The 25,174-nt window shown below is 68.3% G+C and carries 27 protein-coding genes and 1 riboswitch; of the genes, 8 read left to right on the top strand and 19 right to left on the bottom strand.

Features of this window, described 5'->3' with window-relative positions:
* Positions 1-131: 131 nt before the first annotated feature.
* From KPL74_21995 to phaZ, 4 genes are all read left to right on the top strand, one after another.
* Complete coding sequence (locus KPL74_21995) at positions 132-545, top strand: (2Fe-2S)-binding protein (GenBank protein QWT22650.1); 414 nt, start codon at positions 132-134, stop codon at positions 543-545.
* A complete protein-coding gene (locus tag KPL74_21990) occupies positions 542-2,818 on the top strand; it encodes a molybdopterin-dependent oxidoreductase (protein QWT20401.1) in 2,277 nt (758 codons plus the stop codon). The genes KPL74_21995 and KPL74_21990 overlap by 4 nt, the downstream gene beginning before the upstream one ends.
* Positions 2,819-2,844: 26 nt before the next feature.
* Positions 2,845-3,609 carry a class I SAM-dependent methyltransferase gene (locus tag KPL74_21985; GenBank protein QWT20400.1) on the top strand — a complete coding sequence of 255 codons (765 nt, stop codon included), beginning with the start codon at positions 2,845-2,847 and terminating at the stop codon, positions 3,607-3,609.
* An 84-nt stretch (positions 3,610-3,693) separates the two neighbouring features.
* The gene (phaZ, locus tag KPL74_21980; GenBank protein ID QWT20399.1) at positions 3,694-4,977 is read left to right on the top strand and encodes a polyhydroxyalkanoate depolymerase; all 1,284 of its coding nucleotides are present in this window, start codon (positions 3,694-3,696) and stop codon (positions 4,975-4,977) included.
* 55 nt (positions 4,978-5,032) lie between these two features.
* On the opposite strand, the gene KPL74_21975 is transcribed toward phaZ, so the two are convergent.
* Both KPL74_21975 and KPL74_21970 read right to left on the bottom strand, forming a co-directional pair.
* Positions 5,033-6,136, bottom strand: a complete 1,104-nt coding sequence (locus tag KPL74_21975) for a hypothetical protein (GenBank protein ID QWT20398.1) — start codon at positions 6,134-6,136, stop codon at positions 5,033-5,035.
* Between the two features lie 158 nt (positions 6,137-6,294).
* Positions 6,295-7,074: a DUF2807 domain-containing protein gene (locus KPL74_21970; protein QWT20397.1), complete on the bottom strand. Its 780-nt coding sequence runs from the start codon at positions 7,072-7,074 to the stop codon at positions 6,295-6,297.
* Positions 7,075-7,247: 173 nt separating this feature from the next.
* Between KPL74_21970 and KPL74_21965 the strand changes: the two genes are divergently transcribed.
* A complete protein-coding gene (locus tag KPL74_21965) occupies positions 7,248-7,763 on the top strand; it encodes a hypothetical protein (protein QWT20396.1) in 516 nt (171 codons plus the stop codon).
* 211 nt (positions 7,764-7,974) lie between these two features.
* Here KPL74_21965 and mazG read toward each other — a convergent pair whose 3' ends face one another.
* From mazG to KPL74_21940, 5 genes are read right to left on the bottom strand one after another with little or no spacing between them, the layout of a single operon-like run.
* Positions 7,975-8,766 (bottom strand): nucleoside triphosphate pyrophosphohydrolase, encoded by a 792-nt coding sequence (mazG, locus tag KPL74_21960; protein QWT20395.1) that lies wholly within the window; start codon positions 8,764-8,766, stop codon positions 7,975-7,977.
* Positions 8,767-8,769: 3 nt separating this feature from the next.
* Positions 8,770-9,585, bottom strand: a complete 816-nt coding sequence (gene cysQ / locus KPL74_21955; GenBank protein QWT20394.1) for a 3'(2'),5'-bisphosphate nucleotidase CysQ — start codon at positions 9,583-9,585, stop codon at positions 8,770-8,772.
* Entirely contained in the window at positions 9,582-10,139 is a 558-nt protein-coding gene (gene nudE / locus KPL74_21950) for an ADP compounds hydrolase NudE (protein ID QWT20393.1), read from the bottom strand. The genes cysQ and nudE overlap by 4 nt, the downstream gene beginning before the upstream one ends.
* The gene (locus KPL74_21945; GenBank protein QWT20392.1) at positions 10,136-10,924 is read right to left on the bottom strand and encodes a hypothetical protein; all 789 of its coding nucleotides are present in this window, start codon (positions 10,922-10,924) and stop codon (positions 10,136-10,138) included. Before KPL74_21945 ends, nudE begins: the two co-directional genes overlap by 4 nt.
* The gene (locus KPL74_21940; GenBank protein QWT20391.1) at positions 10,921-11,694 is read right to left on the bottom strand and encodes a type II secretion system protein N; all 774 of its coding nucleotides are present in this window, start codon (positions 11,692-11,694) and stop codon (positions 10,921-10,923) included. The genes KPL74_21945 and KPL74_21940 overlap by 4 nt, the downstream gene beginning before the upstream one ends.
* A 56-nt stretch (positions 11,695-11,750) precedes the next feature.
* On the opposite strand from KPL74_21940, the gene KPL74_21935 reads away from it, so the two are divergent.
* Positions 11,751-13,121, top strand: a complete 1,371-nt coding sequence (locus tag KPL74_21935; GenBank protein QWT20390.1) for an adenosylmethionine--8-amino-7-oxononanoate transaminase — start codon at positions 11,751-11,753, stop codon at positions 13,119-13,121.
* A 12-nt stretch (positions 13,122-13,133) separates the two neighbouring features.
* On the opposite strand, the gene KPL74_21930 is transcribed toward KPL74_21935, so the two are convergent.
* On the bottom strand, positions 13,134-13,760 hold the full coding sequence (locus KPL74_21930) for a DsbA family protein (GenBank protein ID QWT20389.1): 627 nt from the start codon (positions 13,758-13,760) through the stop codon (positions 13,134-13,136).
* 82 nt (positions 13,761-13,842) lie between these two features.
* Between KPL74_21930 and KPL74_21925 the strand changes: the two genes are divergently transcribed.
* Together KPL74_21925 and KPL74_21920 are read left to right on the top strand one after the other, a co-directional pair.
* Positions 13,843-14,577, top strand: coding sequence for a 16S rRNA (uracil(1498)-N(3))-methyltransferase (locus tag KPL74_21925; protein QWT20388.1), 735 nt, complete (start codon positions 13,843-13,845; stop codon positions 14,575-14,577).
* Positions 14,578-15,022: 445 nt separating this feature from the next.
* A complete protein-coding gene (locus KPL74_21920; GenBank protein ID QWT20387.1) occupies positions 15,023-15,643 on the top strand; it encodes a hypothetical protein in 621 nt (206 codons plus the stop codon).
* Between the two features lie 409 nt (positions 15,644-16,052).
* Here the strand turns inward: KPL74_21920 and KPL74_21915 are convergent, their stop codons facing one another.
* The 11 genes from KPL74_21915 to nrdR all read right to left on the bottom strand — a co-directional run bounded on the left by KPL74_21915 (position 16,053) and on the right by nrdR (position 25,174).
* Complete coding sequence (locus tag KPL74_21915) at positions 16,053-17,027, bottom strand: aldo/keto reductase (protein ID QWT20386.1); 975 nt, start codon at positions 17,025-17,027, stop codon at positions 16,053-16,055.
* A gap of 39 nt (positions 17,028-17,066) precedes the next feature.
* Complete coding sequence (locus KPL74_21910; protein ID QWT20385.1) at positions 17,067-17,594, bottom strand: phosphatidylglycerophosphatase A; 528 nt, start codon at positions 17,592-17,594, stop codon at positions 17,067-17,069.
* Positions 17,591-18,541 (bottom strand): thiamine-phosphate kinase, encoded by a 951-nt coding sequence (thiL, locus tag KPL74_21905; protein ID QWT20384.1) that lies wholly within the window; start codon positions 18,539-18,541, stop codon positions 17,591-17,593. Before thiL ends, KPL74_21910 begins: the two co-directional genes overlap by 4 nt.
* 37 nt (positions 18,542-18,578) lie before the next feature.
* The gene (nusB, locus tag KPL74_21900) at positions 18,579-19,028 is read right to left on the bottom strand and encodes a transcription antitermination factor NusB (protein ID QWT20383.1); all 450 of its coding nucleotides are present in this window, start codon (positions 19,026-19,028) and stop codon (positions 18,579-18,581) included.
* Complete coding sequence (gene ribE, locus KPL74_21895) at positions 19,025-19,492, bottom strand: 6,7-dimethyl-8-ribityllumazine synthase (GenBank protein ID QWT20382.1); 468 nt, start codon at positions 19,490-19,492, stop codon at positions 19,025-19,027. Before ribE ends, nusB begins: the two co-directional genes overlap by 4 nt.
* Positions 19,493-19,536: 44 nt before the next feature.
* Complete coding sequence (gene ldcA, locus KPL74_21890) at positions 19,537-20,466, bottom strand: muramoyltetrapeptide carboxypeptidase (protein ID QWT20381.1); 930 nt, start codon at positions 20,464-20,466, stop codon at positions 19,537-19,539.
* Positions 20,467-20,476: 10 nt separating this feature from the next.
* Complete coding sequence (gene ribB / locus KPL74_21885; protein ID QWT20380.1) at positions 20,477-21,568, bottom strand: 3,4-dihydroxy-2-butanone-4-phosphate synthase; 1,092 nt, start codon at positions 21,566-21,568, stop codon at positions 20,477-20,479.
* 14 nt (positions 21,569-21,582) lie between these two features.
* Positions 21,583-22,224, bottom strand: coding sequence for a riboflavin synthase (locus KPL74_21880; GenBank protein ID QWT20379.1), 642 nt, complete (start codon positions 22,222-22,224; stop codon positions 21,583-21,585).
* 126 nt (positions 22,225-22,350) lie between these two features.
* Positions 22,351-22,501: riboswitch (FMN riboswitch) on the bottom strand.
* Positions 22,502-22,578: 77 nt separating this feature from the next.
* Positions 22,579-23,556, bottom strand: a complete 978-nt coding sequence (locus KPL74_21875; GenBank protein ID QWT20378.1) for a Gfo/Idh/MocA family oxidoreductase — start codon at positions 23,554-23,556, stop codon at positions 22,579-22,581.
* Positions 23,553-24,659: a bifunctional diaminohydroxyphosphoribosylaminopyrimidine deaminase/5-amino-6-(5-phosphoribosylamino)uracil reductase RibD gene (ribD, locus tag KPL74_21870; protein ID QWT20377.1), complete on the bottom strand. Its 1,107-nt coding sequence runs from the start codon at positions 24,657-24,659 to the stop codon at positions 23,553-23,555. Before ribD ends, KPL74_21875 begins: the two co-directional genes overlap by 4 nt.
* Complete coding sequence (gene nrdR / locus KPL74_21865; GenBank protein QWT20376.1) at positions 24,659-25,174, bottom strand: transcriptional regulator NrdR; 516 nt, start codon at positions 25,172-25,174, stop codon at positions 24,659-24,661. Before nrdR ends, ribD begins: the two co-directional genes overlap by 1 nt.

Genomic DNA, 25,174 nt, shown 5'->3' with positions numbered 1-25,174 from the left:
CACAGCAAGGCCCGACGTCTCCCGTACCCGTTCCGCCGCAGGGCGCCGATCCGGTGCCGCCCAAGCCCGTACGCGAAGGCATCGACCTGATCGTCAACGACGAGCGCTACCGCCACACCGGCGACAAGGCCATGCCGTTGCTGTGGTACCTGCGCGACGTGCTGCGCCTCACCGGCGCGAAATACGGCTGCGACCAGGGCAATTGCGGGTTCTGCACCGTGATCGTCGACGGCAAGGCCGCGGCCAGCTGCCAGGTGAAGATGGACACGATGGCCGGCAAGCGGGTCACCACCGTGGAAGGCCTCGCCGGCAAGGACGGCACGCTGCATCCGGTGCAGCAGGCGTGGATCGACGAAGACGCGATCATGTGCGGTTTCTGCCAGCCCGGCCAGGTGATGGCCGCGGTGGACCTGCTCAACCGGCAGAAGAACCCGTCGGATGCCGACATCGACAGGATCGGCAACCTGTGCCGTTGCGGCAGCTATGGCCGCATCCGCAAGGCGATCAAGCGCGCCGCGGGCAGCATGAAGGACAAGAAGGCATGAGTGGCGAGATCCATCTTTCCCGCCGCCGTTTCCTGAAGTACGCCGCCGGTGCGGCGGGTGCGCTGGTGGTCGGCATCGGCACGGCCGAGGCCGTCGAGCGCCCCGTCCCGCTCAGCCTTCTGGGTGACGCATGGGCCCAGGTCGGACCCTACGTGCGCGTCGCGCAGGACGGCCGGGTGTTCATCGGCGTGCGCGATCCCGATAACGGCGAAGGCACGGCCACGTCGCTGGCCCGGATCATCGCCGAAGAGCTCGATGCCGACTGGAGCAAGGTCGTGGTCGAACCGCTCGGCCTCGGCGTGGAAGGCGGCAACGGCGAGCCGAAGTTCACCTTCGGCCGCCAGCGCAGCGGCGATGCCACCAGCATCCCCGCCGCGTGGGCCGACCTGCGCCAGGCCGGCGCGCTGGCCCGCTGGCTGCTGATGCAGGCCGCCGCCCGTCGCCTCGGCGTCCCCGCCGACCAGTTGCGCGGTGAATCCGGCATGGCGGTCGCCGCCGATGGCCGGCGCATCGCCTATGGCGACCTCGCCACGGCCGCCGCCGCCATCGACGCGCCGACCAGCGCGCCGCCGGTGAAGCAGGCCGAACGCTACAAGCTCATCGGCCAGCCCGCCGGCGACGTCGACGCGCGCGCCGTGGTCACCGGCACGCTGCGCTACGCCGCGGACGAAAACATCGGCGACCCCGTGGTCGCCGTGCTGGTGCGCTGCCCTTATCCGGGCGGCACGCTGGACCAGGCCGACCGCGCCGCGGCGACGGCGATCGAAGGCGTCTACGCCGTGGTCGAGGTCACCCCGGAGCAGGGCCAGCAGGCCGGCATGGCGGCGCAGGTGCCCGCGCTGGCCGTGATCGCCACCGACACCTGGTGCGCGCTGAAGGGCCGCGATGCGCTGAAGGCCACGTGGAAGCCGGGCGCAAACCAGGAGCCCTCCAGCGGCGACCTGGAAAAGAAGGCGCTCGCCCTTTTCGACGATGAAACGGCCACGCCCAACACCGTGCGCAACGATGGCGACGTCGCCACCGCGCGCAAGAAGGCCGCACGCGCCCTCGAAGCGACATATGTGCAGCCCTGGGTGGCGCATGCCACTGCCGAGACCCCGAATTGCCTCGTCCGCCTCGACCCGGACACGAGCGTGACCGTCATTGCCGCGACGCAGTCGCCGCGCCAGGTCTACTCCGTCGTGCAGCGGATGACCGGCTTCCGGCCCGACCAGATCGACATCCGCGTGCCACGCGGCGGCGGTGGTTTCGGCCGTCGCCTCGAGCAGGACTACATCGCCGAAGCGATGGCGATCGCACTGGCCGCCAAGCCCAAGGACATCCAGAACCGTCCCGTGCGCGTGCTCTGGATGCGCGACGACGACCTCACCCACGATTACTACCGGCCGTTCACCGTCCATCGCCTCAATGCGTCGATGGACAAGAAGAAGGGCATCACCGGCTGGCACCAACGCATGGCCAGCCCCTCGGCGCTCGCCAACCGCGGCACGCCGCCCGATCGCCTGTGGCAGTCGGAGCTGGTCGCCGACGCCCTGCCCGCCGGGCTGGTGCCGAACTACCGCAGCGACTACTTCGCGCTCGATTCGCAGCTTGCGCGCGGTGAATGGCGTGGCTCGCCGCACGTCAGCAACACCTTCGCCAGCGAGAGCTTCATCGACGAACTGGCGCATGCCGTCAACGCCAATCCGCTGGATTTCCGCCTTTCCCTGCTCGGCGATCCGCGCCAGCTCGCCTATAACAGCCGTGGCGGCCCGATCGACACCGCGCGCATGGCCAACGTGCTCAGGCTCGCCGCGGACAAGCTCGACTGGAGTCGCTGGCTGCGTAGCGAAAACGGCCTGGGCATCGCCTGCGCCTATGTGTTCGGCGCCTACGTCGCCCACGCGGTCGAAGTCGCCCCGACCCAGGACGGCATCGACATCCACCGCGTGGTCTGCGTGGCCGACGTGGGCCGTGCGGTCAATCCGCTGGGCCTGGCCGCCCAGCTGGAAGGCGCTAGCATGGATGCGCTGTCCACCGCCCTCAACCTGGCCATCACGGTGAAGGACGGTAAGGTGCAGCAGACGGGGTTCAAGGATTACCCCATCGCAGCGACCCAGCCGATGCCTTACGAGATCGAAACGGTGATCGTGCCGTCGACCGCCGACCCGGCGGGCGCCAGCGTGATCGGCGTGCCGTCGATGGCCCCCGCTCTCGCCAATGCCGTGTTCAGGGCCACCGCCGTCCGCGTGCGCAGGTTGCCCCTGCTACGCGAGCTGGCGCGCCTGCGCTAAACCCCTCCAAGGTCCCGAGGTACCGCATGTCCACCGCATCATTCACCTCGGGCCCCGCAACCCGGCGTACCGACGCCGACCTGATCGCCGGCAACAAGCGTTTCTACGATGCCCTGTGGGCCGACGCCCACCTCTGCGCGCCGGAGCGCTTCAACACCTGGCCGCTGGTGTCGGAGCTTGCCGCCAGGGCCAGCCGCCGGCTGGAAGTGGCGCCGGGCCTGCGTCCGCGGCTGCCGCTGGCGGATACCCAGTTCGTCGACCTCAGCCGCCCGGCGCTGGCCGAACTGCAGCGCAACGGCGCGCGGGTCGCCCACGCCATGATCGGCGCCCTGCCCTTCCGCGACGCCAGCTTCGACTTCACCTGCGCCTTCGACATCCTCGAGCACGTGGTGGACGACGAAGGCGCGCTGGGTGAGCTGGCCCGGGTGACCGCCCCGGGCGCCTCGCTGCTGATTTCCGTCCCGCTGCATCCCGAGGCCTGGACGGCGTTCGACGATTTCGTCGGCCATTACCGCCGGTACGAGCCCGAGGCCATCCGCGCCCTGCTCGGCCGGCACGGTTTCACGATCGAGCGCAGCGCCGTCTACGGCATGCAGCCCAAGTCGTCGAAGCTGCTCGACCTTGGCCAGTGGTTCCTCACCCACCAGCGCACCCGCGCGATGTGGTGGTACAACCGCGTGTTCATGCCGCTAGGCATGCGTTTCCAGAAGCCGCTGGACTTCAAACCGGGGTTCGATCCGGCACCGGGCGTGGACGAAGTCCTGCTGGTCTGCCGCAAGGCATCCGCTTAAATCGAGCAAAAACAGGGACTTTACATATGGCGCGGCGCAACTGGTTATGATGCGCCACCTCCCCGTCCCCCGGATTGAAGCGGCATGCTCTATCTCATGCACGAATGGCAACGCTCGATGCTCAGCCCGCTCTCCTACTGGGCCGAGGCGGGTGCGAAAATGTTTGGCGACCTGGCCAGCCCGTTTGCCCGCATGCCTGGCGCGGATCGCGCCGCGGCGGGCTACGAGCTCATGTACCGCCTTGGCAAGGCCTACGAGAAGCCCGAGTTCGACATCCACAGCGTGCACGCCCACGGCCACGACGTCGCGATCGTAGAACAGGTGGCGATGAGCAAGCCGTTCTGCACGCTGAAGCGCTTCAAGCGCTTCTCGGACGACCAGGCTACCGTGGACACCATGAAGAACGACCCGGCCGTGCTTGTCGTGGCCCCGCTGTCCGGCCACCACAGCACGTTGCTGCGCGACACGGTGCGTACGCTGCTGCGCGACCACAAGGTGTACATCACCGACTGGGTCGACGCGCGCATGGTGCCGACCGACGAAGGTTCGTTCTCGCTGGCCGACTACGTCTCCTACATCGAAGAATTCATCCGCCACGTCGGCGTGCATCGCGCGCACGTGGTGTCGGTGTGCCAGCCGACCGTGCCGGTGCTGGCCGCGGTGTCGCTGATGGCCGCGCGCGGCGAAGCCACGCCGGCCACGCTGACCCTGATGGGCGGCCCGATCGACACGCGCAAGAGCCCGACCAGCGTGGACAACCTGGCCACCACGCGTCCGCTGTCGTGGTTCCGCAACCAGCTGATCCACAAGGTGCCCTACCAGTACCCGGGCGCCGGCCGCGACGTGTATCCCGGCTTCCTGCAGCATGCCGGCTTCCTCGCGATGAACCCCAGCCGCCACGTCATGTCGCACTGGGATTTCTACGAGAACCTGCGCAAGGGCGACCTCGACGACGCCGAGCAGCATCGCAAGTTCTACGATGAGTACAACGCCGTGCTCGACATGCCGGCCGAGTACTACCTCGACACGATCGAAACCGTGTTCCAGGAACACCGCCTGCCCAAGGGCACCTGGGACGTGCACGGCGAACGCGTGCAGCCGGCGAAGATCAAGGACACCGCGCTGCTCACCATCGAAGGCGAGCTCGACGACATCTCCGGCCTCGGCCAGACCGAAGCCGCGCACGGCCTGTGCAAGGGCATTCCGAAGAAGCGCAAGAAGCACCTGATCATCGAAGGCGCCGGCCACTACGGCATCTTCAGCGGCCGCCGCTGGCGCGACGTGGTCTACCCCGATGTACGCGACTTCATCCGCGCGTACGACAAGGGCAACAGCAACACCGGCGAGAAAGGGCTGCGCAAGGCGTGATGGTGTAACTGCGTGGGATGGGTGGTCGTGGTGGCCATCGCGCGCAGGCGCGCTCCTACAAAAGCAGGGCGCCGAGGGTGGCCATCACGACGAAGAACGGCACGGACCACAGGTGGAACGTGCCCCACGCTTTCTTCTCGCCGAGCAGCCGCAGTGCGATCAGGTTCGCCAGCGAGCCGAGGATGAAGCCGAAGCCGCCCAGGTTCACGCTCCACGCGAGCGTGCGCCAGTCGTGTGAGTACTCGGCCAGCAGGATCGCTGCGGGGACATTGCTGACCACCTGGGACGCCAGCGCACCCGTCGCGAACAGGTGCATCGGTTGCTGCAGGTCGAGCGCGCCCAGCCAGCCCTTCACGATGCCCAGCCCGGCCAGTGAGCGCAGGTCGATGAACATCAGCACGAAGGTCAGCAGCAGGCCCCAGTCGATCGCGCCGAGGATGTGCCGGCGAAACAGCGCGAAGACCGCGACCACGCCGGCGAGACCCCACGCCACGTGGTGGGTATCGGCCAGCACCAGGAACGGAATGTAGAGCAGCGCGGCGACGATCAGCATGGGCTGATCGAGCCGCTCGTCCGCGTGGTCGTGCGCCTCCAGGCGCGTGCCCGGGAACGCGATCGCCGTCAGCGCCAGCAGCAACACCATGGCAATGGCGACCACCGGCAGCATGGCCCATACGAAGCCACCGAAGCCGATGCCCCATTGCTGCCACAGGAACAGGTTCTGCGGGTTGCCGATCGGCGTGAGCATCGATCCGGCATTGACCGCCAGCGCCTCGAAAACCACCAGCCGCGTGGCCGGCATGCGTGCGATCCGGCAAATGCTGAGCGTGAGCGGGACCATCACGAACAGCGATACGTCGTTGGTCAGCAGCATCGACAGCACGGCCGTCGCGGCGACCAGGCCCAGCGCGGCCATGCGTCGGGTCGCTGTGCGATCGATCAGCCAGCGTCCGGCATGGCCAAGCGCACCGCTCTGCTCCACCGCCTTGGTCAGGATCAACAGGCCAGTCAGTGCGGCGATGGTGGGCCAGTCGACCAGCGACGGCCAGGCCAGCACGCGCGACGGCGCGGCCACCGCGAAAACGATGGCCACGCCAAGCAACACAAGGAAAAACACATCGCGGCGGAGGTTCCGCAGCGACTCAGGCAACCACGTCATCCGATCGATCCCAGCCAGGCGCTGCCGCATCTTAACGGCAGGATCGTGATCCCGCCGTGCGAACCACCGCCCCGCCCCCTTGTAGGAGCGCGCCTGCGCGCGATCCCACCCGGGACCTCACCTGGGACCTCATCCGCGACTCACCCGCACGACGTCCCTCAGCGCAACTTCTCCGGCAAATCCATCTTCCCCGTCACGCCCTTCCGGTCGACATCGCCGCTACCCACCGTGCGGATCGTGAGGTTGCCCTTCACGCCATCCACGTCGATGTCGCCGGAGCCGACCGTACCGACCTCGACGTCGCCGGTGATGTCGACCAGCTTCGCATCGCCCGAGCCCACGGTGCCGATCTTCACGCCACCGGTGATCTGGTGGGCTTCGAAGTCGCCCGAACCGACGGTGTCGATCTTCACCGGGCCGCTGCGCGACACCTTCAGGTCACCCGAGCCCACCGTGCCGCTTACCGCGCCACGCACGCCTTCGACGTCGAGATCGCCCGAGCCGACGCTGCTTTCGAGCGACGCCACGTTGCGCACGTGCGCATCGCCCGAACCCACGTTGACCGTCACCGGCAGGTTGCCCGGCACGCTTGCATCGACTTTCAGGTAACCGTAGCTGCCGCCGCTGAAGTGGAACCAGCCACCCTGGCGCTTGTCCTTCAGTTCGACCACGAGCGTATCGCCCTGCTTGGACTGCTCGACGACGAGGTTGTCGAGGATGTCCTGCGCGGACGCGCAGGCGCGGCCATGTACGGAAGGCTTGCCACCCGCCGCGCCATCGACGGTGAGGTCGTGCGAGTTCGTCACGAAGCGGACGCTGTGCACGCCGGCCAGGTCGAGGTCCAGGTTGCGATCTGCATGGAACTTGCACTGCGGTTCGTCGGCGGCCATGGCGGCGGCGGGCGCGAGCAGCAGCGCGGCAAGGAAGAGATGACGCATGGGTGGTGCCCTCCAATAGTGGTGACGCGGTGTCCCGGTCATGGATGCCGCCCGGGGGCAAAAGGTTGCACGGCGTTATTTCCCACGAAACTGACCGGCGGGCAACAAGGTCGTCAACCGACCGCGCCGAGCCACGTTTTTCCCCGTGCAAGTCCAACCCGGAGAAACACCACATGCAACGCAAGACCCTGCTCGTTAGCGCCGCTTCCCTTCTCCTTGCCGGCTCGGCCGCCTTCGCTTTCGCGCAGGATGCCGCCCCCAAGGCCCCCGCCGCCCCGGCGGCCAAGTCTGCCCAGAACGGCCCGCAGCGCGACGGCGGCCAGAAGTGGGGCCACGGTGGCCCCGGCGGTGATCGCGGCCATTGGGGCCACGGTCGCGGCCACGGCGCCGAAATGGGCGGTGTCATCGGTGACCTGCGTGGCCTTGAGCGCCTGTACATCATGAGCGGCCGCCAGAAAGAGCTGCCGGCGCTGTACAACGACGTGCTGGCCAAGTCGCAGAACCCGATGGTGCGCGACTACGCCTACCGCCACCTCGCCCGCGCACAGATGGCCCCGAGCAACGTCGACGGCGCGATCGCCACGATGAAGAAGAGCCTCGACGAAAGCCTCGCCAACGACCAGAAGCGCCACCAGGAAATGGAAGCGTTCAAGGCCCGCATGCAACAGCGCGCCGACGCCTCCAAGTAAAACGTAACGTGTAGGAGCGCGCCTGCGCGCGAATGAAACAACACGCGCTCGCGCGCTCCTCATGAAACGTGCGCCTGTAACACGCTTGATTACGCCTGCCCTTGTGGTGGGCGTTTTTTTATGGGGTTGTGTGTCGAGTAGATGCAGATTACTGCATGTAGTAAATGCAGGGTTTTCGTATGCGGGGATCGCGCGCAGACGCGCTCCTACATTAGCTCTCTTGCTGTTTGACTCGGCGCCAGAGGTCTTCCTGCTCGCCGAGGCTGTACGACGACATCGTCTTCCCTTCGCCTTCGGCCAGCGCTTCCATCGCGCGGAACCGGCGCTCGAACTTCTGGTTCGCGCCGCGCAATGCACGCGATACGTCGACCTTCGCATGCCGGGCCAGGTTGGCCGCGACGAACAACAGGTCGCCGATCTCGTCGGCCACGCGTTCTTCGTCCGCGCCGTGTTCGAACTCGTGGCGTACTTCGTCAAGCTCCTCGGCAAGCTTAGCCAGCACCGGCTTGTAATCGGGCCAGTCGAAACCGGTATTCGCCGCGCGTTTCTGCAGCTTCACCGCACGCTGCCATTCGGGCAGCCCACGCGAGATGCCGGCGAGCGCGCTGTGGTCGTCGCCACCCTTCGCCTTGCGTTCTTCCGCTTTCAGTCGATCCCAGTCGCGCGAACGCGCCGCGTCGCTCTCGTGCGACACGTCGGAAAAGACGTGGGGATGTCGGCGAATCATCTTGTCGCAGATCGCCTCGACGACATCGCCGAAGGCAAAGTCGCCCGCTTCTTCCGCCATCCGCGCATGGAAGACCACCTGCAGCAACAGGTCGCCGAGTTCATCGCGCAGGTCGTGCATGTCGTGGCGGTCGATCGCATCGGCCACCTCGTACGCTTCCTCGATCGTGTACGGCGCGATGCTGGCGAAATCCTGCTTCACGTCCCAGGGGCAACCATCGGCGGGATCGCGCAGGCGCGCCATGATCGCGATGAGGTCGTCCACGGGTCGGGCCATGCGTCAGGTATCCGGGTCGATGAGGCGGGCGGCCCAGTCGATGCTGGTGTCGCCGCAGGCGATGAATTCAGGATTGATCAGCGAATCGCGGGTGTTGTAACGGAACGGGCGACCGGCTAGGTCGAGCACCGCGCCACCGGCCTCTTCGAGCACGCACTGGGCGGCGGCGGTATCCCACTCGGAGGTCGCGCCAAGGCGCAGGTAGACGTCGGCATCGCCACGGGCGATCACGCAGAACTTTAGCGACGAACCGAGCGCGAAGGTCTCGTGCTCGCCGAGGCGATCAAGCAGGGTGGCGGCGCGGACACCGGCGTGCGAGCGGCTACCGGTGACGCGCAGCAACGCCGGCGCGCGCCGTGCGTGGATCGTTTCGCGCGGCGCGCCCTGCGTGCGTTCGCGCCACGCGCCATGGCCCTGGGCCGCGGCGTACAGGTCACCGGTGACCGGCGCCAGCACGACGCCGAGCACGCTGCGATGGTCTTCGATCAGGGCGATGTTCACGCTGAACTCGCCGTTGCGCTTGACGAATTCACGGGTGCCGTCCAGCGGATCGACCAGCCAGTAACGGCGCCAGGTACGGCGTTCGGACCAGGGTGCCGCGAGGGCCTCCTCGGAAATCACCGGCACGCCCGGCGCGATCGCCTGCAGGCGCGCGGCGATCACCGCCTGCGCGGCGAGGTCGGCCGCGGTGACGGGTGATTCGTCTTCCTTCTGGATGACTTCGAAATCCTGCGCGTAGATCGCGAGGATGGCCTCGGCGGCCTCGCGCGCGATGGCGCAGACCTCGTCCAGGCAGGCGTGCGGGCGCGGCGCGCTCACGCCGGTTTGTAGCGGCCGGCGAGGTACTCGCGGGCCATGAACAGGGCGGCGATGGAACGCCCTTCGGTGACATCGTCCCTGGCCAGCAGCTCGTGCAGCTGGTCCATGCGCCACGGCACCACTTCGAGCTCTTCGGGCTCGTCGCCCTCCAGCCGCTCGGGGTAGAGGTCCTGGGCCAGCACGACGTGGGCCAGGTGGGTCATGTAGGAAGGCGACAGCGACAGCGTGCCGAGGATCTTCAGCTTGCGCGCGCCATAACCCACTTCTTCCTTCAGCTCGCGGTTCGCGCCCTGCTCGGTGGTTTCGTCGCGATCCAGCCGGCCCTTGGGCACGCCCAGCTCGTAGCGATCCACGCCGACGCCGTATTCGCGCACCAGCAGCACCGTTTCCGGATCGCGCATGGCGACGATCAGCACGGCACCGAAGCCGGTGCCCTTGAGCCGCTCGTACGTGCGGCGCTCGCCGTTGGAGAACTCCAGGTCCACGTGCTCCACCTTGCGGAGGGCACTGTCCGGTGCGTCGCGTGTCGCGAGGATCGTGGGGCGCTTGTTCATTCCCCGATTGTAACGCCGCGGAGCCGCGCGAGCGCCTCGGCGTGGATCGCCGGGGTTCCTGCAAGGATCCCGCGCGTGTCGAGGCCGATCGGGCCGCCATCGAGATCGGTGAAGACGCCACCCGCTTCGCGGACGATGACCGCCAGCGCGGCGATGTCGAGGATGTTCACGTCCGACTCGAGGACGAGGTCGACGCCGCCGCGTGCCAGCAGGTGGTAATGGCAGAAATCGCCGTAGCCGCGGATCCGGTTGCTGTCCTGAATCAGGCCGGCCAGCACGTTCCAGCGGGCGTCGCGCGTCAGCGTCTTCACGTTGCCGGTGGAGATCACCGCCTGCGCGATCGCCGCGGTGTCGGCCACCTGCACGCGCTCGCCATCGAGGAAGGCACCGCGACCCTTCACCGCCCACATCCGCTCGCCGTATACCGGCGCGGACGATACGCCGAGCACCAGCTCGCCCTTGTGCATCAGCGCGATTTCCGTCGCGAAGAACGGGGTGCGACGGACGAAGCTCTTGGTGCCATCCAGTGGATCGACCAGCCAGAGCCAGTCACGCGCGGTGTCGTCGGCGCCGTATTCCTCGCCGTAGATGCCTGCCTCGGGCAGCGCACGGGCGAGGATCTCGCGGATGGCCAGTTCGGCCTCGCGGTCGGCCACGGTCACCGGCGTGTCGTCGCCCTTGGTGATCACGTCCACGCCCGAGCGCCAGTAGTGCAGGATGATGTCGGCCGCGGCGCCCGCGGCGTCACGGGCCGCGGCGAGGGCTTTGTCGAGCGTATCGGTCATGGGTTGGCCGCCGGTGCGAGCCCGGCCTTGCGGGCCAGGATAACGGAGCCGTCCGGCCCGACGGGGCCGAAACGGGCGATCAGGTGGTTGAGCGCGCTGTCGCTGATCCGTGGGGCCAGCTTGCCGTCCATGCGCCAGCCCAGCGGCGACGCCGCGACCCGCGCATCGACGGCGAGCGAGCCCTGGCCATCGTCGGCCAGCGAGGCGCGCAGCACGCCGCCGGTGGAGCTGGCCCGGAAGGCGAGGCCGCCCAGGGTGACGTGGCCTTCCGGCGTCTTCACCGCCGCGGCGTGCCAGTCGACCTGCGCGTCCAGCCCGACCGGCCAGTTGCCCTGCAATTCGGCGTGGGCGACCTTGCCTTCGATCACGCCGACCGGCACCAGCTCGCGCGGCAGCGATGGCCCCGCGACGGCGGCGGCATCGAGGCGGAAATCCACGTCGCGCCAGGCCACGCGGTCGGCCTGGGTCCGCTCCATGTGGCCGTCGAAGCGACCGGCGCGGCCGTTCATATGGATGTCCAGGTGGGTGCGGCCGAGGATCACGTCACGGCCCAGGTGCCACGTCGCGGCGCCCAGCTCCAGGCCCTCGCGCGTGGCCACCCGGCCCGCGCGGCCATCCCAGACAGTGCCCGAGAGGTCTTCCAGCACCAGGCCTTTCGCACGCTGCGCCACGAAGGGCACCGCCACGCTGGCCGGGAGGAACCAGTAGAACAGGCCGGCGGCGAGCACCAGCAGGAGAATGAGCAGGCCGATACGGCGTAACCACTTCAATCCATCACCTCGACGCAAAACTTGAGGAGCGGGGGCGCCGGGGCGATCATGGGCGGATGACTAACGCCCTTTTCGCCGCCCCGGCGGCCGACGCGCTGGTGGCGCGCGACCTCTCCGTCCTCTGGCACCCGTGCACCCAGATGCACGACCACGAAACCCTGCCCATGGTACCCGTCGTTCGCGGCGAAGGGGCATGGCTGGTCGGCGCCGATGGCCGCCGCTACCTCGACGCGGTCAGCTCGTGGTGGACCAACCTGTTCGGCCACGCGGAGCCGCGCATCGCCGGCGCACTGAAGGACCAGCTCGACCGGCTGGAACACGTGATCTTCGCCGGCTTCACCCACGAGCCCGCCGTGGAGCTCGCCGAAGAACTGGTCCGGATCACCCCGCCGGGGCTCGAGCGCGTGTTCCTCGCCGACAACGGCTCGGCCGCGATCGAAGTGGCGTTGAAGATGAGCTTCCACTACTGGCTCAATCGCGGCCACGGCGAGAAGACCCGCTTCATCGCCCTGACCGGCAGTTACCACGGCGAGACGCTCGGTGCGCTGTCGGTCAGCGACGTGGCGCTGTATCGCAAGACCTATGCACCGCTATTGCTCACCCCCGAACTCGCGCCCTCGCCGGACACCTATGAAGGCGAGCCCGGCGAGACGCCCGCCGACATCGCCACGCGCCGCCTGGGCGAGATGCGCACGCTGCTCGAACGGCATGCGCACGAAACCTGCGCGGTGATCGTCGAGCCACTGGTGCAGTGCGCTGGTGGCATGCGCATGTACCACCCCTCGTACCTCACCGGCCTGCGCGCGTTGTGCGACGAGTTCGACGTGCACTTCATCGCGGACGAAATCGCCGTGGGTTTCGGCCGTACGGGCACGCTGTTCGCCTGTGAGCAGGCCGGCGTGTCGCCGGACTTCATGTGCCTTTCCAAAGGCCTCACCGGCGGCTTCATGCCGCTGTCCGCCGTGGTCACCACGCAGGACGTGTACCAGGCGTTCTACGCGGAATACAACGCGGGCAAGGCCTTCCTGCATTCGCACAGCTACACCGGCAACCCGCTGGCCTGCCGTGCGGCGACGGCCACCCTGCAGATCTTCCGCGACAACCCGGTGCTCGAACGCAACCGCGTGCTGGCCGCGCACATGGCCACGCGCATCGCGCCGCTGCGCGATCATCCGAACGTGGCCGACGTGCGCCAGACCGGCATGATCGCGGCGGTCGAACTGGTCGCCGACAAGGCCACGCGCACGCCCTTCCCCGCCGCCGATCGGCGCGGTCTGCGCGTCTACCGGCACGGCCTGGAAAACGGCGCGCTGCTGCGTCCGCTGGGCAACATCGTGTACTTCATGCCGCCGTACGTGATCAGCGAAGAAGAACTCGACTTCATGGTCGAGACCGCGATCGCGGGTATCGCGAAAGCCGTGGCCTGAGACGGGGGCGGGCTAGATCCGCGACAGGCCGACGGGAAGGTCGCCAAGCCGGGCCATCTCGCCGTCTTCGAACAGCTCCGGGTCGTCGAGGTAGGCCATGGCGAAGTCGTGCGAGTCGGCGCCCCAGAACAGCTCGCCATTGATCGCGAGGGTGGGCACGCCGAACAGCTTCTCTTCCATGGCCAGTTCGAAGTTTGCCTGCAGCGCCGCCTTCACGGCCGGGGCCGAGAGCGCTTCGCGCAGGTCGGTGATGCCGAACGAAGCAGCAAGCGGCGCCAGCGCCTCGGCGGTGTCGGCCGCGCGGCCGTGCGCCCAGATCCATTCGTAGATGGCGCCGACCACTTCCAGCGTATTGCCCGCGGCGATGCACAGGCGCAGCGCCGGCAATGGGTTGAACGGATGGGTGGGCGGGAAGCGCAGCGGCATGCCCGCCTCGCGTGCGCGCCACAGGGCGTAGCGGTAGGTGAACTCGCGCTTGCACGGGATTTCCGCGGGACCCAGGTGGTTCATCTGCTTGAGCAGCGCGCCGAACAGGATCGGCCGCAACACCACCTGGCGCGTGCCGGCCAGCTCACGGATGGCGGGCCACTGCAGCCAGCAGAAGGGCGACACGAAGTCGAAGTACCAGGCGATCGGCATGCACGGGCTCCTTCGGATACGCAACGACGATAGCCGCCCACGCAGCCCGGTACAATGGATGTTCCGTGACACAGGCCCCAGCATGCGCACCATCCGCATCCATGTCGACCAGCCCCTGGCCAGCGGCCAGGAGATCGCCCTGCCCGGCCAGGCCGGCGAGCACGTCGCGCGCGTGCTGCGCATGCAGGCGGGGGATCCCGTCGTGCTGTTTTCCGGCAACGAGGCCGTGGAGTTCGATGCCACGCTGGCCAGCGTGGGCAAGCGCGAGGTGGTCGCGCTGGTCGGCGCGGCGCGCACGCTGGACAACGAGTCGCCGCTTGAGCTGACCCTTGCGCAGGGCGTGGCGCGTGGCGAGAAGATGGACCTGATCGTGCAGAAGGCGACCGAGCTGGGGATTGCCCGGATCGTGCCGATCATCACCGAGCGTTCGGAAGTGAAACTGGATGCGGCGCGTGCGGAGAAGCGCCTGTTGCACTGGCGTGCCGTGGCGGCGAGTGCGTGTGAGCAGTCGGGCCGGGCGAAGGTGCCGGTGGTCGAGCCTGCGTTGGCGCTTGGGGCGTGGCTTGCGTCGCTGGGCGATGGTGGTCCGATGCGCCTGGCGTTGTTGCCGGAGGGTGATCGTCGTCCGGCGGAGCTGGCGCTGGCTGGCCCGGCGATCATTGCGATCGGTCCGGAGGGTGGTTTTGGCGAGCGTGATCGCGCGGCGCTGGCGTCGGCGGGTTTCGCTGGCCTGAAGCTGGGTCCGCGCATCCTGCGTACCGAGACCGCCGGTCTCGCCGCCATCGCGATGCTCCAGGCCCTCTACGGCGACATCTGACCCCCACCCCGCATCGCCCGCCCTGTAGGAGCGCGCCTGCGCGCGATTGGCCGTGCCCGTCATGTCCGACCTCCCCACGGCGCTCGAACCTGCACGCAGGACAGCCCTCGGTGCCTACCCTCGCTGCTCAGACAGGTCCTCCGCGCTCGACAAGGTTGGCCGCAGCCGCGGCCCATGTACTTATTGGCCTGCGGCCGCTCGCTTGTGCGGAACTCGCCTCGAGGGTAGCCACCGAGGGCTCTCTTCATTCTTGCCGCGAGCTGGGTGGGAAAGCGGCGGCACCGACCACCCCTGACGCAGCGGCGGCTCTTGTAGGAGCGCGCCTGCGCGCGAATGGAAAACATGGCGGCGCAGCCGCAGCATTGCACTGCGCGGTAGCATGGCAGCGAGTTGGAACGCTGAATCGAACACGCAAACACACCCACACATCGCTGGAGTCCAGGGAATGCACATCAGCCAGATCGCCTCGCGACGCTTTGCCACCGCACTCGCGTTGGGCATCGCCGTCACCACCGCCGCTGCAGTAACGCCCGTGTTGGCGACCACGCCTGCCGCTGCCTCGCCGGCCCACCCGCTCACCTCCAACCCCACGCTCACCGCGATCGAAGCGGCGGACCAGGCTGACCGCGAGGCGGGTTCGAATGCCATCGACTGGACCGTCGTAGGCAAACACGACGCGTTGCGTCGTACGCAGGTGATGCAACTGCTGCAGGCCGGGGACATTCGCACGGCGGACGACTACCTCAACGCCGCGGTGGTCTTCCAGCACGGTGACGACATCGCCGACACACGCCTCGCCCTCGCCCTCGCCACCACCGCCGCGCGGATCGATCCGGCGAACAAAGACGCCGGCATCCTCGCCGCGCAGGCGTGGGATCGCATCCTGGTCAAAAGCGGCAAGCCACAGTGGTACGGCACGCAGTTCGCACGCGACAAGGCCACCGGCAAGTGGGCGATCAGTGCGATCGAACCCGGCGTCGTTACCGAGGAACAGCGCGAGGCGATGGGTTTGCCGACGCTTGCGCAGACGCAGGCGCATATCGATGCGATGAATGGTCGGAAGTAAGGCGCAGGGCGGAAGTTTCTATTTGCGTGCATCTGGGGTTCGGTTGCGCTGCGGTTTTTTCCGTTCGCGCGCAGGCGCGCTCCTACACGAGTCGCCGTAGCGTCAGACCGTCCAAACCGGATAGCGGGAACGTGCAAGAACAGCCCTCGGCGCCTACCCTCGAGGCGAGTTCCGCACAAGTGAGCGGCCGTAGGCCGATTAAGTACATGGGCCGCGGCTGCGGCCAACCTTATCGAGCGCGGAGGACCTGTCTGAGCAGCGAGGGTAGGCGCCGAGGGCTGGTCCTGCGACGACGCCCGAGCGCTGCGGCGACGCTCGGGTAGGCGCCGAGGGCTGGTCCTGCGAGCACGCCCGAGCGCCGCGGGGAGTTTGGATGGAACGGTAACCCCAATCGCGCGCGGGCGCGCTCCTACGGGGGTGGGAGGGTGGTGGCGATTCGGTGCATGACTTCGGGCGTCAGGAGGGGCACGGCGTCCAGCGCCTTCAGGTTCTCCTCGAGCTGGTGGCGCTTGCTCGCGCCCAGGATCACCGACGACACATGCGGATTCTTCAGGCACCACGCCAGCGACAGCCGCGCCAGCGGGATGCCGAGATCATCGGCGATCGGCGCCAACGCACGCACCGTCTTCAACTGCGCCCCATCGTTCTCCAGCAACGCATCGCGCAACCACGCATAGTCCGCATGGCCCAGCCGCGAATCGTCCGGCACGCCATCGTTGTACTTGCCCGTCAGCAAGCCCGACGCCAGCGGCGACCAGATCGTCGTGCCCATGCCATGCTCGCGATACAACGACGCGTACTCACGCTCCACGCGATCGCGATGCAACAGGTTGTACTGCGGCTGCTCCATCGATGGCGCGACCAGGTGGTGCTCACGCGCCACCCGATGCGCCTCGGCGATCAGCTCCGCCGGCCACTCGCTCGTGCCCCAGTACAACACCTTGCCCTGGCGGACCAGCGTATCCATCGCCAGCACCGTCTCCGCCACTGGCGTCTCCGGGTCGGGGCGATGGCAAAAGTACAGGTCCAGGTAATCCACCCGCAGGCGTTCCAGCGCCTGGTGGCACGCGTCGAACACATGCTTGCGCGACAGTCCGCGCTGGGTCGGCTTCGGGTCGCTGCTCGCGCCGAAATAGACCTTGCTCGACACGCAATACGCGTCACGCGGCAAGCGCAGGTCGGCGATCACGTCACCCATCAGCCGCTCGGCATCGCCGGCGTTGTAGGTCTCGGCGTTGTCGAAGAAGTTGATGCCGTTGTCGTAGGCCAGCGCGATCAGTTCACGCGCTTCGGAGCGACCGACCTGGCGGCCGAAGGTGACCCATGCGCCGTATGACAGCGCCGACAGCTTGAGGCCCGTAGAGCCGAGGCGACGGTATTCCATGGAAGTCTCCAGCAAACGTGGGGTGGATCGAACGGAAGCTCAGGCGAGCCGCGTATGCATGACATGGAACGCGATGAACTGGACCAGGTGCAGGGCTATGGCCGCGAACAGGCCGGCGATCACGTCGTCGAGCATGACGCCGAGGCCGCCCTTCACGCGACGGTCGAACCAGCCGATCGGCCACGGCTTCCACACGTCGAACACGCGGAACAGGACGAAGCCGAGCACCACCCACGCCAGCCCGGGGAACACGAGCACGGGCAGCAAGGCGATCCACTGGCCGACGAATTCATCCCAGACGAGGCTGCGGTGGTCGTCGACGCCGATCAGGCGACCCGCGACGTTGCACGCCCACACGCCCAGCGCGAACGAGGCCGCGATCAGCAGCAACCATGCCCACACCGGCATCGCGTGCAACGCCAGCCACGGCACGAGGGCGACGAGCGAACCCACCGTGCCCTGCGCGCGCGGCGCCAGGCCGGCACCGAAGCCGGTCGCGATCCATCCCGCGGGCGTCACCATCAGGCGCCGGCGGGCATCCGCGTCGAGGACGTATTTCGTGCTCATGCGAAGTGGTTCCAGCCGTCACGCGACGGCATGCGCGCCTCACCCGAGGCATCGATCACGCGGACACCGCTACCCTCGACGATGCGACCGATCCGCGTGGCGCCACCACCAACGCGGGCAAGGTCGGCGGCCACGTCGTTGGCCTTGTCGAACGGCACGGTGAAGCACAGCTCGTAGTCGTCCCCGCCCGACAGCGCGAAATCGATGGCGTCGGCATCATGGAAATGGGTCAGCATCGCGGACGAACGCGGCAGCATGGCGGCGTCGATCTCGGCGCCGACACCGCTCTGTTTGCAGATGTGACCGAGGTCGGCGACCAGGCCGTCGGAGATGTCGATGCATGCCGAGGCCTTGCCGCGCAGCGCCTGCCCCGCCGAGACGCGTGGCGTGGGCCGGTTCAAGCGCTCGACTAGGGTCGCGTACGGCGTGGCGTCGGCTTCGGCAAGGCAACGCAGGCCTGCTGCCGCATCGCCCAGCGTGCCGGTCACCATCACCGCGTCGCCCACGCGCGCGCCTGAACGCAACAGGGCTTCGCCTGGCGAGATGAAGCCATGCACCGTGACCGTCAACGTCAGCGGCCCGCGCGTGGTGTCGCCACCGACCAGGGCCAGCCGGTACGGCGTCGCCAGTTCGGCGAAACCGCGCGCGATGCCATCGATGAAGTCTTCGTCGGCGGACGGCAGGCTCAGGGCGAGCAAGGCCCACGCGGGCGTCGCGCCCATCGCGGCAAGGTCGGAAAGATTCACCGCCAGCGCCTTCCAGCCGATATCGGCCGGGGCGGTGCCCACCGGGAAATGCACGCCCTCGATCAGCGTATCGACGGCGATGGCCAGTTCGCGCCCGGCGGGGACGGCGACGACGGCGGCGTCGTCGCCGATGCCGGTCACCACGTCGTCGCGGTGGACGTCGGTGTGCCGGCGGATGCGGTCGATCAGGTCGAATTCCATGCGTGCTCTCTCAGCGCGCAAGATTCGCGCGGGGTGGTCAGTTTCGCTTCTCGGCCGTACGCCAGTGCGTCGCGAGTTTGTCGAGCACGCCGTTCACATAGCTATGGCCATGGTCGGCACCGAAGCGCTTGGTGGCTTCCACCGCTTCGTTGATCACCACGCGGTAGGGCACGTCCGGGCGGTATTTCAGCTCGTAGGCACCCATCCGCAGCGCGGCGCGCTCGATCGGGTCGATCTGGCTGACCTCGCGGTCGACGAACGGCTTGATGCCTTCGTCCAGTTCCTTCACGTGCTGCTCGACGCCGCGCAGGAGGTCTTCGAAGTACTCCTGGTCGGCCACCTGCATGTCCTGCTCGTGGCGGAACTGTTCGATGACGTTACCCATCTTGGCGCCACCGACCTGCCATGCGTACAGGGCCTGCAGGGCGCGGCGACGGGCGCGCGAGCGGGCGGCGAGGTCGATGCCGTGGGGAGGTTGGCTGTTCATTTACCGAGCTTCGCGTAGAGGTTGACCATTTCGATCGCGACCATGGCCGCGTCGGCACCCTTGTTACCGGCCTTGGTGCCGGCGCGCTCGATGGCCTGCTCGATGCTGTCGGTGGTGAGCACGCCGAAGGCGACCGGCACGCCGGAGGCGTAGGCGGCCTGGCCGAGGCCCTTGGCGGCTTCGCCGGCCACGTAGTCGAAATGCGGGGTGGAGCCGCGGATGACCGCGCCGAGGCCGATCACGGCGGCGTACTTGCCCGAATCGGCGACCTTGTGCGCGGCCTGGGCGATTTCCCACGCGCCGGGCACGCGGATCAGGTCGATCGCGTCGTCCTTCACGCCATGGCGCACCAGCGTGTCGCGGGCGCCTTCGACGAGCGGCTCGACCACGAACGCATTGAAACGGCCAGCGACGATGGCGAAACGGCCCTTGGGGGTGGCGAAATCGCCTTCGATGATCTTCATGGGGGTGTCCTGTGGGGCGGGTGGCCGCCGTGCGGCCGGTTATTTTACGGGGTTTTCGGTCGGGGGTGGCCGCTGAAAGCGAGCGTGGCGCGGCCCGCGGCCACGTCGAGGCGGCCGGCGACCCCAAAAGGCAGGGTGAACTTGGCGGGCGCGTGCCCGAACGGCAGGCCGCGGACCAGCGGGATGCCCGCCGCCGCGCCGATCCGTTCGAACGCCACGGAGAGGTCGTAGCCGTTGTCGTACTCGGCCACCCGGCAGCCGGTGAAGTCGCCCAGCAGCAGCGCTTTCTGCCGGCCAAGCACGCCGGCGTGGAGCAGGTGGTAGAGCATCCGCTCGACCCGGTACGGCGGTTCGGCGATGTCTTCGACGTAGAAGATGCCGCCGTCGACCTCGGGGAAATAGCTCGAGCCAACCAGGCTGGACAGCATCGCGAGGTTGCCACCCCAGATTGTGCCTTCCACGGCGAGGTCGGCGGTGTCCGGCGCGTCCCACGACGCGCTGGCCTGCGCACTGCCCAGCACCTGCCAGAAATGCTCCCAGGTCAGCGGGTCGCGCTCGGGCGCGCCGAAGTCGGCGAGCAGGGGGCCGCCGAGCGTGGCCACCCCGCTGCGCGCCAGCAGGGCGCACTGCAGGGCGGTGAAGTCGCTGTGCCCGACCAGGGCCAGCGGCGCGTCGCCCAGGCGGGCGCGCAGCCCGTCGTAGTCCAGCAGCGGCAGCACGGCATGGGCGCCGTAGCCGCCGCGGATGGCCAGCGCGACGTCCGGCAGGGGCACGGCGGGATCGGCCAGGGCGTTCAGGTCGGCGGCGCGGTCGGCGTCGGTCCCGGCGAAGCGCAGGTACTGGCGGTCGAGCACGTCCTGGCCGTGCACGCGGTGGCCCGCGGCTTCGATCCGTTCGATGCCGGTGCGCATCAGGCCAGGGTTGTGCGGGTAGCCGCCGGGGGCGATCAGGCGAATATCGTAGGAATCAGGCATGTCGGCAGTGTTAGCTGTCCTGCTCCACGACTTCAAGCCCGAAGCCGGCGATGCCGACGAACTTGCGCGGGGTGCCGATGACCCGGAGCCGCTTCACCCCGAGGTCGGCGAGGATCTGCGCGCCCAGCCCGAGCTGGCGCCACTCCTGGTCGTCCTTCGGCGCCGGCATCGGCTGCGCTTCACGGCGCAGGCGGGAAAGCAGGGCTTCCGGGGTGTCTTCGCCGGAGAGCACCAGCATGACCCCGCGGTCCTCGCCGGCGATGCGGCGCAACGCCTCGGTCACGGTCTGGCCCAGCTCGTCGCGCTTGAGGTGGAGCACGTCGGAGAGGGTGTTGCGCACGTGCACGCGGGTCAGCACCGGCTCGCCGTCATTGACGTTGCCGCGCGACAACGCGAAATGCAGGCCGCTGCGGATCGCATCGCGATAAGCCACCAGCCGGAACGGGCCGAACTCGGTGTCGACGTCTTCCTCGAACACCCGCTCGACGGTTTTCTCCGTTTCCAGGCGATAGCGGATGAGGTCGGCGATCGTGCCGATCTTCATGCCGTGCTTCGCCGCGAACAGCTCCAGCTCGGGGCGCCGGGCCATCGAGCCATCGTCGTGGAGCACCTCGATGATCACGGCCGACGGGTCCAGGCCGGCCATGGCCGCGAGGTCGCAACCGGCCTCGGTGTGGCCCGCGCGGGTGAGCACGCCGCCCGGCTGTGCGGTCAGCGGAAACACATGGCCGGGCATGGTGATGTCGGAAGGCTTCGCATCCTTCGCCACGGCGACCTGCACGGTATGCGCGCGGTCATGCGCGGAGATGCCGGTGGTCACTCCTTCGGCCGCCTCGATCGAGACGGTGAAGTTGGTGTGGTACGGCGAGTTGTTGTCGCTGACCATCGGCTTCAGGCCGAGCTGCCGCGTGCGCTGCTCGGTGAGGGTCAGGCAGAGCAGGCCGCGTGCCTCCCGAACCATGAAGTTCACGTCTTCCGGGCGCACCTTCTCGGCGGCCATGACGATGTCGCCTTCGTTCTCGCGGTCTTCGTCGTCGACCATGATGACCATGCGGCCATTGCGCAGGTCCTCGAGGATCTCGGGGATGGTATTGAATGCCATGGGTGCGCGTCCGGTCAGGCGAAGCCGTGCTGCTTCAGGAAAGCCTCGTCGAGGCGAGGCGGGCCACCGCTGGAAAGCAGCCGCTCCACGTAACGCGCCACGACGTCGACTTCGATATTCACGGCGTCGCCAGGGCGACGCGCCGCGAACGTCGTGTGTTCCACCGTATGCGGGATAAGGTTCACGCCGAAGCGATTGCCGTCCACTTCGTTCACGGTAAGGCTGGTGCCGTCGATGCAGACCGAGCCCTTGTGCGCGATGTAGCGGGCCAGTTCGCGCGGTACCTCGAAGGTCCAGCGCAGCGAACGGCCATCGGGGACGACGGAGACCACCTTGCCCGTGCCGTCCACGTGGCCGGAGACGAGGTGGCCACCGAGCCGGTCGGCCAGGCGCAGGGCTTTCTCGAGGTTCACCGCGTCGCCGGCCTTGTGCTTGCCGAGCGAGGTCATCGCGAGGGTCTCGTTGGAGACGTCGGCGGCGAAGCTGGCCGCGTCGAAGGCGATGACGGTGAGGCAGACGCCGGACACGGCGATGCTGTCGCCCAGGGCGACGTCGGCCATGTCGAGGGTGGTGGTGTCGACCACGAGGCGAACGTCGCCGCCGCGCGGTTCCAGCCGCGCGATGCGGCCGACGGCCTGGATGATGCCGGTGAACATGTCAGCAGCCTCCCGAGATTGAGGCCGCGACGGAACGCTGGGTTTTCATGAAACGTTTCCCGCTTAGGTTTGGCGAAAAACGCCCCAAGGCGCATGGCGTCGCACGCCCCACGGGGGGCGCACGATCACCGTCTTCTTTCATCCGGACTCTGACCGTCGGCTCCGGAGTCTGACCGGATCTGCTGACCTCCCGGCATGGGCCGGGAGCGCTCGCGGGCTCGTTCCCTTGCAGGAACCTACCGCCGGTGGGGAGTTTCACCCCGCCCTGAAGACGCTGTAATTGGTGCGGAGCATAACATGGGGCCCCCACGCCAAAAGAAAAGGCACTGGCACCAATCGCGCGCAGGCGCGCTCCTACACGGGCTGGTGGAGGACCTGGTCCATGACCCAGCTTGTGCGTGCCGCGGTCTCGCCGGTCGAGGGGCAGCTTCCGCGCCCCAGCAGCGCATCGACCACCGTCGCGATCAGCGGCTGCTGGATGTGCACGGGGTTGTCGACGCGCAGCTCGCGCACCACCCCGTCGGTCTCGACCCGGATCGGCCCGTCGCCAAAGGTGGCGAAGACCAGCCGCCCGCGGTCGCCGACGATCTCGACGCGGTCCTCGCGCCGGTCGGCGGCGAAGTTCCACAGGCCCGTGCCGGCCACGCCGCTATCGAACGCGAAGGCCATGGCGACCGTGTCTTCGGCGGGATAGGCGCCGAGCTGGTTACGTACCAGGCCGCGCACGTCGGCGATCGGGCCGAGCAGGAAGTCGAGGATGTCCAGCGTGTGGCAGCCGATGTCGACGAAGATGCCGCCGCCGGAGATCGCGGGTTGCACCGTCCAGGGCAGGTTCGCCCGGTCCTGGTAGCGCGCTTCGAAGGGATGGTGCAGCAACACGTTGACCAGTCGCGGCGTGCCGATCGCGCCTTCGGCGAGCAGCCGGGCGATCGTGGTGAAACGCGGCAGCGCGCGCCGGTAATACGCGACGAACACGGGTACGCCGGCCGCCCTGCCCGCCTCGACGATGTCGAGGCATTCGCGATGGTCCATCGCCATGGGCTTTTCGAGGTAAAGCGGCTTGCCCGCGGCGATGACCTTCAACGCGAATTCACGGTGGCTGGACGGCGGCGTCGCGACGTAGACCGCATCGACGCCCGGGTCGCCGACCAGGGCATCCGCGTCGTCGTACCAGCGGGCAATACCGTGGCGGTCGGCGTAATCGCGGGCCTTGTCGGCGTCCCGCCGCATCACCGCGACCAGCGACGAATCGGCGACTTTCGAGAACGCCGGGCCACTCTTCAGCTCGGTCACCGCGCCGCAGCCGACGATGCCCCAGCGCACGGCGTTCATGCGTGGACGGGACGCATCAGCAGGCGGGTATCGTCACCGACCTGGCGGCGGTCGACGGTCTCCAGTTTCCAGCGCGACGCCATGTCGTCCAGCGGCGGCAGGTGCAGCATCGGACGCGCCGCATGGCCAAGGAGCACCGGTGCGACGTAGATGAGCAACTCATCGGCCAGGCCTTCGGCGAGCAGCGCGCCGCACAGCACCGGGCCGGCCTCGACATGCACTTCGTTGACCTCGCGCCCGGCAAGCCAGTGCAATGCCGCGCGCAGGTCCAGGCCCTTCCCTGCCTCGCGCCGGATGGCGGCGCGGGCCACGCCTTCCAGGTGCGCGGGCACGCTTGCATCGGTCGCATGCAGCAACACCGTCGGTGCCGTCGCATCGAGCACGTGGAAGCCGGCCGGCGTACGCAGGTCGCTGTCGAGGATCGCCCGCAGGGGCGGCACGAACGCTTCGCCCTCCGGCAGGCGCACGGTCAGGCGCGGATCGTCGGCGAGGACGGTGCCGCTGGCGGAAAGAATGGCCGAGGCACGCGCGCGCCAGCGCTGCACGTCGGCGCGCGCCGCTTCACCGGTGATCCACTTGGACGAACCGTCGGCGAGCGCCGTGCGCCCGTCCAGGCTCATCGCCAGCTTGACGCGCACCCAGGGACGGCCGCGCTGGATCCGGCTGAAGAAGCCGACATTGATATCGTGCGCCGCATCGCGCATGAGGCCGATCTGCACGCCGATGCCCGCGGCACGCAGCTTCTCGATGCCCTTGCCGTCGACCTCGGTGAAGGGGTCTTCGTGCGCGATGACCACGCGGCCCACGCCAGCGGCGATCAGCGCATCCGCGCAGGGCGGCGTGCGGCCGTGATGCGCGCAAGGCTCAAGCGTGACGTAGGCGGTCGCGCCGCGTGCGGCCTCGCCGGCTTCGCGCAGGGCGAACACCTCGGCGTGCGGCTCGCCGGCCTTCGGGTGGAAACCGGTACCCAGCACCGTCTCGCCACGGGCGATGACGCAGCCCACGCGGGGATTCGGCTGGGTGGTATGCATGCCGCGCGCGGCGAGGCGCAGCGCATGGGCCATGTGGACATGGTCCATGGCCTGGAAGAACGGCCGCGACATCAGCCCTTGCGCCCGCGCCGTGCCGCCTCGAGCAGGGGCAGTTGCAGCCCTTCCAGCGACGGCAGGTCGCGTTCGAGCTTTTCGATCTCCTCGCGGAACGCGTGGACATCCTCGAAGCGCCGGTAGACCGACGCGAAGCGGACGTAGGCCACCTGGTCGAGCGCCTTGAGCTCGCGCATCACCAGTTCGCCAACCTGGCGGGACGGCACTTCGCGCTCGCCACAGCGACGCAGGTCGTTGGTGACCGCACGCATCGCGGCATCCACCGCATCGCTCGGGACGGGACGCTTCTGCAACGCACGCTCGAAGCTGACGCGCAGCTTGTGTTCGTCGAACGGCTCGCGACGATCGCCGGATTTGACGATCGCCGGGAGCTTCAGTTCAGCCGTTTCGAATGTATTGAAGCGTTCGCTGCACTGTGGGCACTCACGCCGGCGACGCACCGTACCGCCGTCTTCGGTGAGCCGGGAATCGATGACGCGGGTGTCTTCGTGCTGGCAGAACGGACAATGCAT

Source organism: Bacillus sp. NP157 (assembly GCA_018889975.1).
Taxonomy (GTDB): domain Bacteria; phylum Pseudomonadota; class Gammaproteobacteria; order Xanthomonadales; family Rhodanobacteraceae; genus Luteibacter.
The sequence above is the reverse complement of the archived record's forward strand: the minus strand, read 5'-3'. Positions and strand labels throughout refer to the sequence as shown.

Coding starts and splice junctions, on each gene's coding strand:
- KPL74_21995 (QWT22650.1), top strand. CDS start 132: ATGCCGTTGCTGTGGTACCTGCGCGACGTGCTGCGCCTCACCGGCGCG.
- KPL74_21990 (QWT20401.1), top strand. CDS start 542: ATGAGTGGCGAGATCCATCTTTCCCGCCGCCGTTTCCTGAAGTACGCC.
- KPL74_21985 (QWT20400.1), top strand. CDS start 2,845: ATGTCCACCGCATCATTCACCTCGGGCCCCGCAACCCGGCGTACCGAC.
- phaZ (QWT20399.1), top strand. CDS start 3,694: ATGCTCTATCTCATGCACGAATGGCAACGCTCGATGCTCAGCCCGCTC.
- KPL74_21975 (QWT20398.1), bottom strand. CDS start 6,136: ATGACGTGGTTGCCTGAGTCGCTGCGGAACCTCCGCCGCGATGTGTTT.
- KPL74_21970 (QWT20397.1), bottom strand. CDS start 7,074: ATGCGTCATCTCTTCCTTGCCGCGCTGCTGCTCGCGCCCGCCGCCGCC.
- KPL74_21965 (QWT20396.1), top strand. CDS start 7,248: ATGCAACGCAAGACCCTGCTCGTTAGCGCCGCTTCCCTTCTCCTTGCC.
- mazG (QWT20395.1), bottom strand. CDS start 8,766: ATGGCCCGACCCGTGGACGACCTCATCGCGATCATGGCGCGCCTGCGC.
- nudE (QWT20393.1), bottom strand. CDS start 10,139: ATGAACAAGCGCCCCACGATCCTCGCGACACGCGACGCACCGGACAGT.
- KPL74_21945 (QWT20392.1), bottom strand. CDS start 10,924: ATGACCGATACGCTCGACAAAGCCCTCGCCGCGGCCCGTGACGCCGCG.
- KPL74_21935 (QWT20390.1), top strand. CDS start 11,751: ATGACTAACGCCCTTTTCGCCGCCCCGGCGGCCGACGCGCTGGTGGCG.
- KPL74_21930 (QWT20389.1), bottom strand. CDS start 13,760: ATGCCGATCGCCTGGTACTTCGACTTCGTGTCGCCCTTCTGCTGGCTG.
- KPL74_21925 (QWT20388.1), top strand. CDS start 13,843: ATGCGCACCATCCGCATCCATGTCGACCAGCCCCTGGCCAGCGGCCAG.
- KPL74_21920 (QWT20387.1), top strand. CDS start 15,023: ATGCACATCAGCCAGATCGCCTCGCGACGCTTTGCCACCGCACTCGCG.
- KPL74_21915 (QWT20386.1), bottom strand. CDS start 17,027: ATGGAATACCGTCGCCTCGGCTCTACGGGCCTCAAGCTGTCGGCGCTG.
- KPL74_21910 (QWT20385.1), bottom strand. CDS start 17,594: ATGAGCACGAAATACGTCCTCGACGCGGATGCCCGCCGGCGCCTGATG.
- thiL (QWT20384.1), bottom strand. CDS start 18,541: ATGGAATTCGACCTGATCGACCGCATCCGCCGGCACACCGACGTCCAC.
- nusB (QWT20383.1), bottom strand. CDS start 19,028: ATGAACAGCCAACCTCCCCACGGCATCGACCTCGCCGCCCGCTCGCGC.
- ribE (QWT20382.1), bottom strand. CDS start 19,492: ATGAAGATCATCGAAGGCGATTTCGCCACCCCCAAGGGCCGTTTCGCC.
- ldcA (QWT20381.1), bottom strand. CDS start 20,466: ATGCCTGATTCCTACGATATTCGCCTGATCGCCCCCGGCGGCTACCCG.
- ribB (QWT20380.1), bottom strand. CDS start 21,568: ATGGCATTCAATACCATCCCCGAGATCCTCGAGGACCTGCGCAATGGC.
- KPL74_21880 (QWT20379.1), bottom strand. CDS start 22,224: ATGTTCACCGGCATCATCCAGGCCGTCGGCCGCATCGCGCGGCTGGAA.
- KPL74_21875 (QWT20378.1), bottom strand. CDS start 23,556: ATGAACGCCGTGCGCTGGGGCATCGTCGGCTGCGGCGCGGTGACCGAG.
- ribD (QWT20377.1), bottom strand. CDS start 24,659: ATGTCGCGGCCGTTCTTCCAGGCCATGGACCATGTCCACATGGCCCAT.
- nrdR (QWT20376.1), bottom strand. CDS start 25,174: ATGCATTGTCCGTTCTGCCAGCACGAAGACACCCGCGTCATCGATTCC.